Annotated in this window: 13 protein-coding genes; 10 read left to right on the forward strand and 3 right to left on the reverse strand. The window is 57.1% G+C overall.

What is annotated here, in order from left to right:
- Together J5276_RS00005 and J5276_RS00010 are read left to right on the forward strand one after the other, a co-directional pair.
- On the forward strand, positions 1–795 hold the full coding sequence (locus tag J5276_RS00005) for a ParA family protein (protein ID WP_112153935.1): 795 nt from the start codon (positions 1–3) through the stop codon (positions 793–795).
- Positions 796–826: 31 nt separating this feature from the next.
- Positions 827–1708, forward strand: coding sequence for a ParB/RepB/Spo0J family partition protein (locus J5276_RS00010; RefSeq protein WP_013637009.1), 882 nt, complete (start codon positions 827–829; stop codon positions 1706–1708).
- A 62-nt stretch (positions 1709–1770) separates the two neighbouring features.
- Here the strand turns inward: J5276_RS00010 and J5276_RS00015 are convergent, their stop codons facing one another.
- Positions 1771–1971 carry a DUF1674 domain-containing protein gene (locus J5276_RS00015; RefSeq protein WP_003516384.1) on the reverse strand — a complete coding sequence of 67 codons (201 nt, stop codon included), beginning with the start codon at positions 1969–1971 and terminating at the stop codon, positions 1771–1773.
- Positions 1972–2090: 119 nt separating this feature from the next.
- On the opposite strand from J5276_RS00015, the gene htpX reads away from it, so the two are divergent.
- The 4 genes from htpX (at position 2091) to purH (ending at position 8000) form a co-directional block, all read left to right on the forward strand.
- Entirely contained in the window at positions 2091–3056 is a 966-nt protein-coding gene (gene htpX, locus J5276_RS00020) for a zinc metalloprotease HtpX (protein ID WP_111790444.1), read from the forward strand.
- Positions 3053–4438 carry an RsmB/NOP family class I SAM-dependent RNA methyltransferase gene (locus J5276_RS00025; RefSeq protein WP_111796788.1) on the forward strand — a complete coding sequence of 462 codons (1386 nt, stop codon included), beginning with the start codon at positions 3053–3055 and terminating at the stop codon, positions 4436–4438. Before htpX ends, J5276_RS00025 begins: the two co-directional genes overlap by 4 nt.
- Positions 4439–4589: 151 nt before the next feature.
- Complete coding sequence (locus J5276_RS00030; protein WP_112153949.1) at positions 4590–6230, forward strand: heparinase II/III family protein; 1641 nt, start codon at positions 4590–4592, stop codon at positions 6228–6230.
- A gap of 153 nt (positions 6231–6383) precedes the next feature.
- Positions 6384–8000, forward strand: coding sequence for a bifunctional phosphoribosylaminoimidazolecarboxamide formyltransferase/IMP cyclohydrolase (purH, locus tag J5276_RS00035; RefSeq protein WP_013637005.1), 1617 nt, complete (start codon positions 6384–6386; stop codon positions 7998–8000).
- Between the two features lie 94 nt (positions 8001–8094).
- On the opposite strand, the gene J5276_RS00040 is transcribed toward purH, so the two are convergent.
- Together J5276_RS00040 and J5276_RS00045 are read right to left on the reverse strand one after the other, a co-directional pair.
- Positions 8095–9627: a UxaA family hydrolase gene (locus J5276_RS00040; protein ID WP_025594703.1), complete on the reverse strand. Its 1533-nt coding sequence runs from the start codon at positions 9625–9627 to the stop codon at positions 8095–8097.
- 43 nt (positions 9628–9670) lie between these two features.
- A complete protein-coding gene (locus J5276_RS00045) occupies positions 9671–10363 on the reverse strand; it encodes a FadR/GntR family transcriptional regulator (RefSeq protein WP_013637003.1) in 693 nt (230 codons plus the stop codon).
- 254 nt (positions 10364–10617) lie between these two features.
- Here J5276_RS00045 and J5276_RS00050 point away from each other — a divergent pair, with 254 nt between their 5' ends.
- The 4 genes from J5276_RS00050 (at position 10618) to J5276_RS00065 (ending at position 15365) form a co-directional block, all read left to right on the forward strand.
- Positions 10618–12183 carry a sugar ABC transporter ATP-binding protein gene (locus J5276_RS00050; RefSeq protein WP_013637002.1) on the forward strand — a complete coding sequence of 522 codons (1566 nt, stop codon included), beginning with the start codon at positions 10618–10620 and terminating at the stop codon, positions 12181–12183.
- Positions 12184–12191: 8 nt separating this feature from the next.
- Positions 12192–13214 (forward strand): ABC transporter permease, encoded by a 1023-nt coding sequence (locus tag J5276_RS00055; RefSeq protein ID WP_003516396.1) that lies wholly within the window; start codon positions 12192–12194, stop codon positions 13212–13214.
- Positions 13215–13288: 74 nt separating this feature from the next.
- Positions 13289–14230, forward strand: coding sequence for an ABC transporter substrate-binding protein (locus J5276_RS00060; RefSeq protein ID WP_003516397.1), 942 nt, complete (start codon positions 13289–13291; stop codon positions 14228–14230).
- Between the two features lie 121 nt (positions 14231–14351).
- A complete protein-coding gene (locus J5276_RS00065) occupies positions 14352–15365 on the forward strand; it encodes an aldo/keto reductase (protein ID WP_112153934.1) in 1014 nt (337 codons plus the stop codon).

The following is a 15365-nucleotide window of genomic DNA, read 5'->3' on the forward strand; positions in this document are numbered from 1 at the left end:
ATGACTTCTGAAAAAAACCGGATTATCGCAGTCGCGAACCAGAAGGGTGGCGTTGGCAAAACAACGACGGCCATCAATCTGGCTACTGCATTGGCGGCTATTGGTGAGCGGGTGCTGATCATTGATCTTGATCCGCAGGGTAATGCCAGCACAGGTTTGGGAATCGACCGCAAAGAGCGCAAGCTTTCTTCCTATGATCTTCTGGTGGGTGATCATACCGTTTCCGAAGTTGCGGTTCCGACAGCAGTTCCGAACCTCGATATCGTGCCGTCGACGATGGATCTTCTGGGCTTTGAGATGCAGGTTGCGAATGTTACCAACCGCGTCTTTCTTTTGCGTGCCGCCATGGAGACGCAGGAAGCGAGAGACTATTCCTATATTTTGGTAGATTGCCCGCCCTCTTTTAATCTTTTGACGATGAATGCCATGACCGCCGCCCATTCGGTGCTGGTACCGTTGCAGTGCGAGTTCTTTGCGCTGGAAGGCCTCAGCCAGCTGCTGGATACGGTTAGCCAGATACGCGGCTCCGTCAATCCGCAGCTTGATATTCAGGGTATCGTTCTCACGATGTTCGATGCGCGCAATAATCTTGCGCAGCAGGTGGTTTCCGATGTGCGGATGCATCTGGGAGAAAAGGTTTACCACACTCTCATTCCGCGCAATGTTCGGGTTTCCGAAGCGCCGTCTTATGGTAAACCGGCAATTCTTTATGATCTGAAATGCGCTGGCAGCCAGGCTTATTTGCAATTGGCGTCCGAAGTGATCCAGAGAGAGCGTCTGCGCAAGGCGGCCTGACGTTTTGCCGGACTATATGGAGTAATATCTTATGAGTGATGATCTTTCCAAGCGTCGACTCGGACGCGGTCTTGCGGCGTTGATCGGCGAAATGGATCAGCCTGTGCCGGTGGGTGAACCGCAGCGCGCCGTTAGTGCGGATCGCGCCATCCCGATCGAGTTCATCGCTCGCAGCCAGAGAAACCCACGTCGTCACTTTGACGAAAATGAGTTGCAGGATCTTGCCTCGTCCATTCGTCAGCACGGGATTGTTCAGCCTGTGGTCGTGCGAACGATTGGCGTCAACCGTTACGAGATAATCGCTGGTGAACGGCGCTGGCGCGCGGCACAGCTGGCCGGTTTTACGGACGTTCCTGTCATAGTTCGGGATGTAGACGACCGCACGGCTCTGGAGCTGGCTATCGTCGAGAACGTCCAGCGTTCCGATCTCAATCCGCTTGAAGAAGCGATGGGCTATGAGCAGTTGATCGCCGAACATGGCTACACTCAGAACGACCTCGGTGAAATCATCGGCAAGAGCCGAAGCCATGTTGCAAACAGCCTTCGTCTTCTGAAACTTCCCGATCCGGTTCGGGACATGTTGGCGGACGGTTCGCTTTCCGCTGGCCATGCGCGCGCGCTTGTTTCCACTTCCGATCCGTCAGGTCTGGCTCGGACTATCGTTTCCAAGGGTCTTTCGGTGCGTGATGCCGAGCGCCTGGCGCAAAACGACATAAAGTCGCAGGGTGACGTCTTGGAGAAGCGGCCTTCGGCTGAGAAGGATTCCGATACGGTCGCGCTTGAACGCAGCCTGTCGGATGCTCTCGGTCTGGACGTGAAGATTAGCCACAAAGGCGGATCGGGACAAATCCGCATCGGATACCGCACGCTTGAGCAACTGGAAGCCGTATGCCGGCTTCTGGAGCAAAAATAAGCAAGTATCTGTTTTAATTGATAAAATACCCGCGTTTAGCGGGTATTTTTATGCTGTGGTGCTCAAAAGTCGATAGCGCGGCCGTTTATTTCGTAGTCACCGAAACGAACAGGTTCCGCGCCGCCGCGACCGCCGGTTTCCTGCGGCAATTGAAGATCCGCCTGTTGTTTGCGCCGTTCTTCCGCTTCCTTCAACGCACGTTCCGCCGCCGGCGAAAGCCGCTTGAGCATTTCCGCGCCGTTGTCATTATCCGCATCCTGCATGAGTAATCCTCCCTATGACGGGATATTGAAATATGTTTGCCGTTCACCAGATTATATAAACAGATGGGCTTTATAAACCCCGGAATATTTCCTGAGTGGTAACAAGGAGAATTTGACATATGAACATGATGCGCACGGCAATGCTTCTGGCCTTCATGACGGCATTGTTCATGGGTGTCGGTTTTCTGATCGGCGGTAAGGGCGGCATGATGATTGCCTTGCTTATTGCCGCTGGTATGAATCTTTTCTCCTACTGGAATTCGGACAAGATGGTCCTGTCGGCCTATCGTGCACGCGAGATCGATGAGGCGAATGCGCCTGAATTTTTCCACATGATCCGCGATCTCTCGCATAATGCCGATCTTCCGATGCCCAAGGTTTATATTTATGACAGCCCGCAGCCGAACGCCTTCGCGACGGGAAGAAACCCGCAGAATGCCGCTGTCGCCGCCTCGACGGGCCTGCTGGAGCGCCTCACCCCTGAAGAAGTGGCTGGTGTCATGGCGCATGAGCTGGCCCATGTGCAGAACCGAGATACGCTGACGATGACTGTGACCGCGACGCTGGCAGGCGCCATCTCCATGCTCGGCAACTTCGCGTTTTTCTTTGGTGGCAATCGTGAAAACAACAATAATCCGCTGGGCTTTATCGGCGTACTTGTTGCGATGATCGTGGCGCCGCTCGCCGCGATGCTTGTGCAGATGGCCATCAGCCGCACCCGCGAATATTCTGCGGACCGCCGGGGCGCGGAAATTTGCGGCAATCCGCTCTGGCTTGCTTCGGCACTGCAGAAAATTTCGGGCATGGCGCAGAGCATTCATAATGAGGATGCGGAGCGTAACCCGGCGACGGCGCACATGTTCATCATCAATCCCCTGTCCGGTGAGCGCATGGACAACCTGTTTTCCACGCATCCGAATACGGAAAACCGGGTGGCGGCACTTCACGCCATGGCGCGGGAGTTTTCCCCGCGAGGATCGACGCCAGCGCCATCGGGTGATAGACCTCAGCGCAAATCAGGCTCCGTTCCCAATACGGGCTGGGGACGAGGCAAAGAAAACGAGCGCAAGGGACCGTGGTCTTGACATCCGATACTCAAAATAAGCCGTCGCGGTCTAAAAAACCGGGACAGGACCATGCAAGGGGCCGCGAAGACGGCCCTTCGTCTTTCCAGGATAAACCCGGCCTTGCTGCACGCGTTGCCGCAACCCGCATTCTGGCGGCCGTTCTGGAAAAGAAAACCTCGCTGGACGGTATGCTGGACAGCGAAAACGGCAATCCCGTCTATCGCGCGCTATCCCTCGCGGACCGGGCGCTGGTGAGAGCGATCGTCAACAGCGCGCTTCGCCACCTTCCGCGTATCGAAGCCGCCTTGTCGATGCTGCTTGACGGACCGTTGCCGCAGGGCGCCCGGTCGCTTCATCACGTCCTTGTCGTTGGCGCAGCGCAAGTGCTTTACCTTGATGTCCCCGATCATTCTGCGGTCGATCTTGCCGTGGAACAGGCACACCGCGATCCGCGCAACAGGCGTTTTGCCAAGCTGGTGAATGCCGTTCTCAGGCGATTGGGCCGGGAAAAAGCAGAAATCGAAAAGGCGATCGCGGATGTGCCCGTGCTGCCGGACTGGTTCTACGCTCGGCTTGTTTCGGCTTACGGAGATGAGGTTGCCAAACGGATTTCCGAAGCGCAGTTGACGCCCTCTTCCATCGATCTCACGGTGAAGACCGATCCGGCTGTCTGGGCGGAAAAGCTGGGCGGTACGGTTTTGCCGAATGGCAGTGTCCGTCTCGGTGAATTTGAAGGCCAGATTCCCTCGCTTGAAGGCTTTGCCGAGGGTGCCTGGTGGGTTCAGGATCTCGCGGCCAGCATGCCTGTGAAGCTGATGGGCGATATTTCCGGCAAACGTGTTGCCGATCTCTGTGCAGCTCCGGGCGGCAAGACCGCCCAGCTCGCGCTTGCCGGTGCGAAGGTGACTGCCCTGGACCAGTCCGGCAATCGTCTTCGCCGCCTCAGGGAAAATCTCGACCGGCTTGGTCTTCACGCCGAAACCGTTGAAGCCAATATGCTGAAGTACCAGCCGGAACAGCTTTTCGACGCCGTTCTTCTGGATGCCCCCTGCTCGTCTACCGGTACGTTGCGTAAACATCCCGATGTCTGCTGGACGAAGGACGAGAATGATATTGCCAAGCTTGCCGCTCTTCAGGGCCAGATGTTGCGACACGCGCTCACGCTGGTGGGAGCCGGCGGCATTGTGGTGTTTTCCAATTGCTCGCTCGATCCCTCTGAAGGGGAAGCGATGATTGCACAGGTCCTGGCGGAAAACCCGGACTTCGAGCGTGTTGCCGTTCGCAAGGACGATTGGCCAGGAATGGAAGCCGCCGTCACTGCCGAAGGCGATCTTCGTACAACGCCGGATATGTTCGGCGGCATCGACGGGTTTTTTAGCAGTGTCTTGCGTAAGAAGTAGAAAAAAGCCAAGCTTCCGCGAATCATTGGATAATTGCCGATACGTTCCGATCATCACGGTTCACTCATAAAAACAAAACATGTGAAACGGGAAACACAGCTTGTCAGGGTCCTTTGCAGGCAGCATCAATGCCGCCGGTCTTCTCTCGCGGATGGCGTATCGTCATCTGTGTGTGGGCCTCGCTCCTTTGCGCCTTCGCATATCCCGGTTTGCCAATCGCGTTCCCGATGGACTGGTGGCGGCGCCGACTGATCTGAGGGCAATCGATCCATATTTTGCCGAGGAATTGCTGCGGGGCCGGATTGCGCTCGCCGGCCGCGTCGTCGAAACCGGCGGTCTATCGCCATTTCAGGTGGACTATCCCTCGCTGGTTTTTGAAGAGCGGCTGCATGCCTTTGGCTGGCTGCGGCATATCCGTTCCGATAGATCGAGTGAGGCCAGCAAGCGGGCGCGCCGTATCGTCGCCGAATGGATGACTATACACGGCAAGCGGGTTGCGGGGATTGCCTGGTCTCCGGAGATCGCGGCACAGAGGCTGATTGCCTGGCTGTCCCATTCTCCCGTCGTTTTACATGAGGCCGATGCGGGTTTTTATCGTCGTTTCCTGAAAAGTCTTGCGTTTCACGTGCGTTATCTCGACAGGATCGTCAAACATGCGCCGGATGGGGAAGCGAGGCTGCGGATCAGGATTGCGCTGGCCGTAGCGTCCATCGCCATGCCGACCCGCCTGTCCCATATTACTCGGCACGGAATGAAGCTGGCGCAGGAAATGGAACGCCAGATTCTTCCAGATGGCGGGCATGTTTCCCGCAATCCGCGGGTCATGCTGGATTTGCTGCTCGATCTTTTGCCGCTTAGGCAAAGTTACATCAATCTCGGTCACGATCTGCCCTCGGGGCTGGTGCCGGCGATTGACAGGATGTTTCCGGCCATCCGGTTTTTCCGCCACCAGGGCGGCGATCTGGCGCTGTTCAATGGCGCCACCGCCACGCTTGCCAATGAACTTGTGTCGGTACTTCGTTATGATGAGACAGCCGGCCGGCCGTCCAAAATGCTGCCGGATGTCAATTATCATCGTCTTGCAACCGATGAGACGGTCATCATCGTCGATACTGGTCATCCCAGCTCCGCGGAGCTTTCGCGTAACGCCCATTCGGGCTGCCTGTCCTTTGAGATGTCCTGTGGCAAGAGCCGGTTCATCGTCAATTCGGGCTTCCCGAAAAACGCAGCACCCGAATATCAGCGGGCGAGCCGCTCGACGGCGGCCCATTCAACGGTCACGCTCGCCGACACGTCGTCTTGCAGACTATCCCGCTCGAGACTGCTCGGGCCGATCATGGTTTCCGGTGTCAGTCAGGTGGAGAGCCGCCGCGGAACGGATGCAAATGGCAATGATGTCCTGTGGGCGTCGCATGACGGTTATTTGCAGAATTTCGGTTGCTATCACGATCGGGAAATTGAGCTGAATGTTGCCGGTACGAAGATAAAGGGCCGTGATCTGCTTCGGGCCGACGAGAATGTGGTGAAGGCGCAATTGCAATCCATATCGGCGGTATCGCGGTTCCATATCCATCCCCACATCCAGCTTTACCAACAGGACGAGGAGTCGGTTTATCTGGAGGCAGCGGATGGAACCACCTGGCTGTTTTCTGCGCCGGGACTGGAGCTTTTCGTGACCGAGGATGTTTTTATGGCGGATGCATCCGGCATGCGGCCTTCGCAGCAGATCGAGCTGCCGTTCAATCTGGCGAACACTCGGGAAATCCGCTGGATCATCGAACGCAAGGCGTAGAGGATTCCTGGCGGGTTTCAGGCAAAAACCGCCATAGTTTTCGCCGTTCCGCGTCCCCGCTGTTTATTAATATGGCAAGCTGTGTTAACGCGGCGGCAATTGCTGGATCAATCCCAGTCCAGCCTGTCCTCCCCGTTAAACGGAGTATGCCCGATGGCTGTCGTTTCCAAAAAAATCCCCGCTCCCGATAAAGTCAAAATCCGTACAGCCCTTCTTTCCGTTTCTGACAAGACGGACATTATCGAGCTGGCAACTGTCCTGTCCAAACTTGGCGTCAAGCTGCTGTCGACGGGTGGCACGGCAAAGGCCATCGCTGACGCGGGACTGCCGGTAACGGATGTTTCTGATGTGACCAATTTCCCGGAAATCATGGATGGTCGCGTCAAGACCCTGCATCCCAACGTGCATGGTGGACTTCTGGCTATCCGGGATGATGCTGATCACGTCGAGGCAATGAAGGCTCACGGTATCGAGGCGATCGATCTCTCCGTCATCAATCTCTATCCCTTCGAGGAGGTTCGCGCCAAGGGTGGCGACTACCCCACGACGGTCGAGAATATCGATATTGGCGGCCCGGCAATGATCCGCGCTTCGGCCAAGAACCACGCCTATGTCACTGTTGTCACCGATCCGTCCGACTACCCTGCGCTGGTGGAAGCCCTGCAGGCCGATGACGGTCAAACCTCCTACGCGCTGCGCCAGACCTTCGCCGCCAAGGCATATGCCCGCACTGCGGCTTATGATGCGGTGATTTCCAACTGGTTTGCTGAGGCGCTGGCTATCGAAACGCCGGATTACCGTGCCATCGGCGGTGCGCTGAAGGAAAAAATGCGTTACGGCGAGAACCCGCACCAGAGCGCCGGTTTTTACCTGACCGGCGAAAAGCGCCCCGGTGTTTCCACGGCGACGCTTCTTCAGGGCAAGCAGCTTTCCTATAACAACATCAATGATACGGATGCAGCCTACGAGCTGGTAGCGGAATTCCTGCCGGAGAATGCGCCGGCTGTAGCGATCATCAAACACGCCAACCCCTGTGGTGTTGCGACGGGTCCAACACTTGCAGAAGCCTACCGGCGCGCGCTGGCATGCGATTCCGTTTCGGCCTTCGGCGGCGTCATCGCCTTGAACCGCACGCTCGATGCGGAAACGGCAGAAGAGATCGTCAAGCTCTTTACCGAAGTCATCATTGCACCCGATGTGACGGAAGAGGCAAAATCCATTATCGCCCGCAAGCCCAATCTGCGACTGCTGGCAGCTGGTGGCCTGCCAGATCCGCGCGCTGCCGGCATTACGGCCAAGACGGTTTCCGGCGGTCTTCTGGTTCAGAGCCGTGACAACGGCATGGTGGAGGATCTGGAACTGAAGGTGGTCACCAAGCGTGTGCCGACACCTCAGGAACTTGAAGACATGAAGTTCGCCTTCAAGATTGCCAAGCACGTGAAGTCCAATGCGGTGATCTATGCCAAGGACGGCCAGACGGCAGGTATCGGCGCCGGACAGATGAGCCGGGTGGATTCCGCCCGTATCGCCGCCCAGAAGGCGGAAGATGCGGCCAAGGCACTCGGCCTTGCTGAGCCGCTGACGCGCGGCTCTGCTGTGGCTTCTGAAGCGTTTTATCCCTTCGCCGATGGTTTGCTTGCAGCTATTGCAGCAGGTGCCACCGCAGTCATTCAGCCTGGTGGTTCCATGCGCGACCAGGACGTGATCGATGCGGCCAATGAGCACAATGTGGCGATGGTCTTTACCGGCATGCGTCACTTCCGCCATTAAGCAGAAACGGCGCACAGAATTTAAAAGGCCCGGAAAGTGATTTCCGGGCCTTTTGTTTCACGTGGGACAGTCCGATGCACATATTGGAAGCGGGTCAGGTAACCGCGCCCACCTGCCACGGCACAAATTCATTGTCGCCGTAGTCGTAAATCTCACTGACGGTCTTGTCTCCCGAAGCGACTGCAAGAATGTGCTCGAAAATTCGTTTGCCGGATTCCTCGATGGTTTCCGCGCCGGTAACGATCTCGCCGCAGTTGAGGTCCATGTCTTCCTTCATGTGTTCATACATTTCGGAATTGGTGGCGATCTTGATGCAGGGTGCCGGCTTGAATCCCGATACGGAGCCGCGGCCGGTGGTGAAACAGATGACGTTACAGCCGCCGGCGACCTGGCCGGTGACGGCAACAGGATCGTAACCGGGCGTATCCATGAAGACGAAGCCCTGCTCAGTAACGGTTTCCGCGAATTCGTAGACCGCTTTCAGTGGCATGGAGCCACCTTTGGCCACTGCGCCCAGCGATTTTTCCAGAATGGTGGTCAGTCCACCAAGCTTGTTGCCGTGCGATGGGTTGTTGTTCAGCTCATCGCCGTTGCGAGCGGTATAATCCCGCCACCAGTCGATGCGCTGCAAAAGCTTTTCGGCAACAGCAGGCGTGACGGCACGCTTCGTCAGCAGGTGTTCAGCACCGTAAATCTCCGGCGTTTCGGCAAGAACCGTTGTACCGCCGTTGCGGACGATGAGGTCTGATGCATATCCCAGGGCCGGGTTTGCCGATATTCCGGAGTAACCATCCGAACCGCCACATTCCAGCGCCACCTTCAGTTTCGAAAGCGGCTGTTCAGTGCGCTGGGCAGCATTGACCATTGGCAGCATCGCCTTAATCTCGGCAATGGCGGCATCGATCGTTTTTCGTGTGCCGCCGTGCTGCTGGATCGTCATGGTGCGCAGCCGTTCGCCCTCCTCCATCTTGTAATGTTCGAGGATGGGGGCGATCTGGTTGGTCTCACAGCCGAGGCCGATCAGCAGAATACCGCCGAAATTCGGGTGGCGGGCATAACCCTGAATGGTGCGGATCAGAAGACGATAACCTTCCGATTTCGTATTGAGCGCGCAGCCGCCGCCATGGGTCAGTGCCACAACGCCGTCGACATTGTCGAACCCTTCAAGGCCGCCCTGCTTGTTAAAATAATCGGCGATGTAACGCGACACGGTGGCGGAACAGTTCACGGATGCGATGACGCCGATGTAGTTGCGTGTGCCAACGCCACCGAGACCCCGGTCAAAACCCTTGAAGGTCCGGCGCTCGCCCTCGGGCAGCATGCCTTTTTCCTCGATATCGACACTGAACTGATGCGTGTGTTCGGAAGGCACCATGGCGAGATTGTGCAGATGCACATGCCGGCCAGGCTCGATATCCTGTGTCGCGATGCCGATCACCTGTCCGTATTTCAGGACCTCGTCTCCGGATCTGATAAACGTCAGGGCCACCTTGTGGCCGCGTCCGATCAGCTCCCGGGCTGTCAGATCGCCTCTGCCCGTCGCACCACCGGCCGGTATCGACCGGCGTGCCACCGCGACATTGTCGTTGGCGTTCAGCAAAATGGTTGCCTCGGAATTCTCACTCACGGGTTTTTCTCCTCCCCGGTACATTGCCTGCTATGTTTTGAATTCAGCCGTCTACCCAGCGTCTCTTGGAACCTTCCAGATGGGTATGCATGGCCGCCTGCGCCAGCAGCGGATCTTTCAACTCCAGGGCCGCCAAAATCGCCTCGTGCTCCTGAAGGGCGTGGGTCCAGGTATCGCGATCCTCAAATTTCACACGCAATTGTGCCGAAATCGGGCTGTGGCGCTCATCGAAGAGGTTTGCCACCAGCCGGGCCAGAACGCTGTTACCGGATTGTTCGGCAATGGTGACGTGGAAAAGCCGGTCCTGATCGAGAGGTTTGCGCGCGGCCTCGATTTCCTGCTGCATCGTGTTGAGAATCTGGCGAAGGTTTGCAATCGTTTCATCGGTCATGCGGCTCGCCGCCAGTACGATTGTTGCGCCTTCCAGCGCTGCGCGCGCTTGCATCAGTTCGGAGGGGCTGTCGCCCAAGGATTTGGTGTTGTGGGTTGTCTGAAGGGCCTCGGTGGACACATAGACACCGGAACCCATGCGGATTTCGACGGTGTTGTCGATTTCAAGCGCAATCAGTGCCTCGCGCAGTGATGGTCTCGAAACCCCGAGCTTCTGTGCCAGTTCCCGTTCGGCGGGAAGTCGTGTTCCAGGCAGAAACTCTCCCAGATCGATCAGCTCGCGTATCTGGTCCGCAATCTGCTGATAAAGCCTGCGTGGTTCCGCTATTTTGGCCTGACCATTCATGTGTTTTCTGACGAACCTTGTCTGTTATCTGAATTTGGCCTTACCGTAGCGCCAAGCGCATCAATACGCAAGAAATTACTTAAATACATGAATTCACAGTGTTATTTCAAGAAGTCTTTTGAGATGATTTTGCATGTACCAGACGCGGGATTCAAATTTTGGGCTAATTGGCTTGACCATTTTAAAAAAGCGGCCTAACCATTTGGCTCATTATTGCCCCCGGTGGAGCGGGGAGCGCGGGTGGAGGTTTCTTGATGTCGCAGGGCGCATCGACAATTCGAGGCGATTTTTCGCCTGAGGAGACGGCGCGCGGCCTTGGTTCAGGCCTCCTGCGTCTCGAAAACATCAGCAAGGAATTTCCGGGCGTCAAAGCGTTGTCGAATGTGCATTTCGACTTGCGCAGCGGCGAGGTTCACGCTGTCTGCGGCGAAAACGGTGCCGGAAAATCCACCCTGATGAAAATCATCAGCGGCGTTTACCAGCCAAGCGACGGAACCATCCTGCACAAGGGCGTCAAAGTGCAATATGCATCGCCGCTGGAATCCGAAGCCGCCGGCATCGCCATCATCCATCAGGAACTCAACCTCGTTCCGCATCTTTCCGTTGCCGAGAACATCTATCTCGCCCGCGAGCCGCGCCGTGGTTTCCTCGTCGACCGCAAGAAACTGCGGCTTGATGCAAAGCGCTGTCTCGATCGGCTGGGCGTCGATATCGACCCTGACCAGATTGTCCGAGGCCTCTCGGTCGCTCAATGTCAGATGGTGGAAATTGCCAAGGCGCTTTCCCTGGATGCTGAAGTCCTCATCATGGATGAGCCGACCTCCTCGCTGACCGAGCAGGAAACGCGGCTATTGTTCAAGGTGATCCGCGATCTCAAGGCTTCTGGCGTCGGCATCGTCTATATTTCCCACCGGCTCGATGAAATGGCCGAAATCGTCGACCGCGTGACGGTTTTGCGGGACGGGCGTTATATTTCCACCGACGATTTTGCATCGATCACCGTTGACGATATCGTCACGCGCATGGTCGGGCGTTCGCTGGAGGAGAAGTTCCCGGAACGCACGTCGCGCCCTACGGATGATGTTATTTTCTCTGTGGAAGGGCTGACGCGCAAGGGTGTGTTCCACGATGTCGGTTTCTCGCTGCGGCGCGGTGAGATTCTCGGCTTTGCCGGACTGATGGGTGCGGGTCGCACGGAAGTCGCACGGGCGATCTTCGGTGCCGATCCTCTGGATGCTGGCAAGGTCGTTTTCAACGGGCGGGAGCTTTCCATCAGTTCCCCGCGAGATGCCATCGAAGAGGGTATCGCCTATCTGTCCGAAGACCGCAAAAGCGATGGTCTTGCGATAAAGATGTCGGTTGCGGCCAATACGACGCTTGCCAATATCGGCGAGGTCTCCAACCGCTTCGGGCTGATCGACTTCAAGAAGCACGACGATGTCGCCAGACGTTACGTCGATCTCCTCAACATCCGTACCCCTTCGATCGAACAGACGGTGCGGCTGCTTTCAGGTGGCAATCAGCAGAAAATCATCATTGGCAAATGGCTGTTCCGGCAGTCGCGCGTGCTGTTTTTCGACGAGCCGACGCGCGGCATCGATGTCGGCGCAAAATTCGCGATCTACAAGATCATGGACGAGCTGGCTGCACAGGGCATCGGCGTCATTCTCATCAGTTCGGAACTGCCGGAAATTCTGGGACTGACGGATCGTATCGCCGTTTTCCACCAGGGCCGGATCACGGGCGTGCTTGAGACCGCCAAGACCAATCAGGAAGAAATCATGCGGTACGCGTCCGGTTACGGCCGGGCCGCGCAGTGAGGAACGACATGGCTAATATTGCAGAACCCAAGAAGAGCTTCGCTTTCAGCGACCGCCAGAAGGACATCATCCAGAAGTTTGCGGCTCTTGGCAGTCTCGTTGTGCTGGTTATGGTGTTTTCCGCCACCAGCAGCGCCTTCTTCTCCGTCAACAATGCCATGACCATTGCGCTTCAGGTGACCTCCATCGCCCTTCTCGGCATTGGTGCGACCTGCGTCATCATCACCGGCGGCATCGATCTTTCCGTTGGTTCGGTGCTTGCTCTGGCCGGTGTCGTTGCCGCGCTTGCGGTGAAGGAGTTGGGTATGCCGGTGCCGGTCGGCATGCTGCTTGGCATTCTGACGGGGTCGCTTTGCGGTCTCATCAATGGCCTCATGGTCACGCGCTTCAAGCTGCCACCGTTTATCGCGACACTCGGCATGATGTTGATCGCCCGTGGCGTGGCACTGCAGATCACCGGCGCGCGAGCGGTTTCCGGCCTCGGCGAATCCTTCGGTGAACTCGGCAACGGCGCCCTCTTCCGCATCGTCAATATCGGTGATGACGGTTTTCCGAACGTAGTGTTTCCGGGCATTCCCTACCCCGTCATCCTCATGGTGGTTATTGCGCTGGCTGTTTCCTTCATGCTCAACCGCTCCATCCTTGGCCGTCACATCTATGCCGTCGGTTCGAATGCGGATGCTGCGCGTCTGTCCGGGGTAAACGTCGCACGCGTCACCAATTTCACCTACATCCTGTCCGGTACGCTCGCCGGGTTGACCGGTTGCGTGCTGATGTCGCGCCTCGTCACAGCCCAGCCGAATGAGGGCGTGATGTATGAGCTGGACGCCATTGCCAGCGCCGTTATCGGCGGCACATCGCTCATCGGCGGCGTGGGTACGATTTCAGGCACGGCAATCGGTGCCTTCGTCATAGGCATCCTGCGCAACGGTCTCAATATGAATGGCGTGTCCGCCTTCACGCAACAGATCATCATCGGTCTTGTCATTCTGGTCACCGTCTGGATCGACCAGCTGCGCAACCGTCGCTGATACAGGGCTGCGGACCCTATCCGCAAACAAGATCGGCACGGGAGGCCCGGTATGCCGACATCACGGAGGAAGAAATGAACAAGCTTACGACCGCCCTTCTGACATCCGCAATCGCGCTGTGGAGCGTCTCCACCGTGCAGGCCGGCGAAATCGCCGTCATCGTCAAGACCGTCAACTCCACCTTCTGGCAGAACGTTCAGAAGGGCGCCGATGCGGCGATGAAGGACTCTGCCGGCAACACCATGACCTTCCAGGGTCCGGCTTCTGAATCGGCCATCGCCGATCAGGTCAACATGGTTGAAAACGCTGTAAACCGTAAGGTTTCGGGTATCGTTCTTGCTCCTTCCGATCCTGATGCGCTGGTTCCGGCTGTCAAGAAAGCCTGGGAAGCCCGCATTCCCGTGGTTCTGATCGACTCACAGCTCGCCAAGGGTTCCGAGCAATATTATCAGTCCTTCCTGGCGACCGATAACAAGAAAGCCGGCGAACTGGCTGCTCAGGCGCTGATCGACAAGGTTGGCAAGGAAGGCAAGATCGCCGTGATGTCCTACGTCGCCGGTGCCGGTTCGGAAATCGGACGCGTTGGCGGTTTCACCGACTATATCCAGATGCATTCCAACCTCAAGATCGTAGGTCCGTTCTATTCGCAGTCGCAGATGGCGACGGCGCTGAACCAGACAACCGACGTTCTGGCCGCCAATTCCGATCTCAAGGGCATCTTCGGCGCCAACGAACCCACCGCAATCGGTGTAGGCCGCGCGCTCGCCCAGGCCGGTAAGGCAGGCAAGGTTGTCGGCATCGGCTTTGACGGTAACCAGGACCTTCAGGGCTTCGTCAAGGACGGCACGCTGGCCGGCATCGTCGTTCAGGGTTCGTATCAGATGGGCGAAAAGGGCATCCAGACCGTTTCCAAGCTCATCAGCAAGGAAAAGGTCGAAAAGTTCGTCGACACCGGCGTTGTTGTTGTCACCAAGGACAATATCGAGAAGCCGGAAGCCAAGAACGTTCTTTATTAACGCATGACGGCGCGCCGCTCTTTGAGCGGCGCGCATCACAAATTTCAGAAGCGGGATTTCAGTCAATACCGCATACGGTTTTCAACATCCGCTCTACCGAAAAATTCAGGAAGCCCTTGCGATGAAAGTCTCCGATACACGTAAATTGCCGCGCCGTGCCGTTGAAGTCACGATCATGGGTCTTGGTTGCGCGCAGATGGGTAATCTCTACCGCGTTACGCCCTACGAGGAATCCAAAGGCGCGTTTGACAAGGCATGGGAAAGCGGCATTCGCTATTTCGATACCGCACCTTTTTACGGTTACACGCGTTCGGAGCGTCGTCTTGGAACCATGGTGACGGAGCATGACCGAAGCGAATACACCCTCTCCACCAAGGTCGGTCGCGTCATGGTTCCTGATGAAACTGTGGGCCCGGAAGAGGACGCCTATATTGCGCCGCTGCCTTTCCGCCCGGTCTATGATTATTCCTATGACGGTATTCTACGCTCCTTCGAAGCGAGCCAGCAGCGGCTCGGCGTTCTGAAGCCGGATATTCTCTATGTGCACGATATCGGCTCTTTCACGCATGGCGAAAAGCACCAGCACTACTGGGAGCAGCTGACCACCGGCGGCGGCTTCCGGGCACTCGGCAAGCTGCGCGAGGAAGGGTCGACGGGTGCTATCGGCCTCGGCGTGAACGAGTGGGAAATCGTCGGCGACGCCATGGATGTTTTCGACATCGACGTTGCCATGCTTGCCGGCCGTTATACGCTTCTGGAGCAGCAGAGCCTTGCCTTCATGAACCGCTGCGCGGAAACCGGTGTTGCGATCGTGGTCGCCGGTGCTTTCAATTCAGGCATTCTGGCAGGCAACCGCAAATTCAACTATGCCGATGCGCCTGCCGACATCATCACGCGGGTGAATGCGCTTCAGGGCGTTTGTGACGACGTTGGTGTTTCATTGCAGGCGGCTGCGCTGCAGTTTCCGCTCGGGCATCCGGCTTCGGTCACGGTCGTATCCGGCGCGCGCAATGCGCAGCAACTTGCCGCAAACATCGAATGGTTCGAACAGGTTGTTCCGGACGAATTCTGGTCGGAGCTGCAAAAGCGTGGCCTGATTTCCGAAGGCGCACCTGTGCCTGGCACAAAGGCCTGA

The organism is Agrobacterium sp. S7/73 (assembly GCF_019355535.1).
Classification (GTDB): domain Bacteria; phylum Pseudomonadota; class Alphaproteobacteria; order Rhizobiales; family Rhizobiaceae; genus Agrobacterium; species Agrobacterium tumefaciens.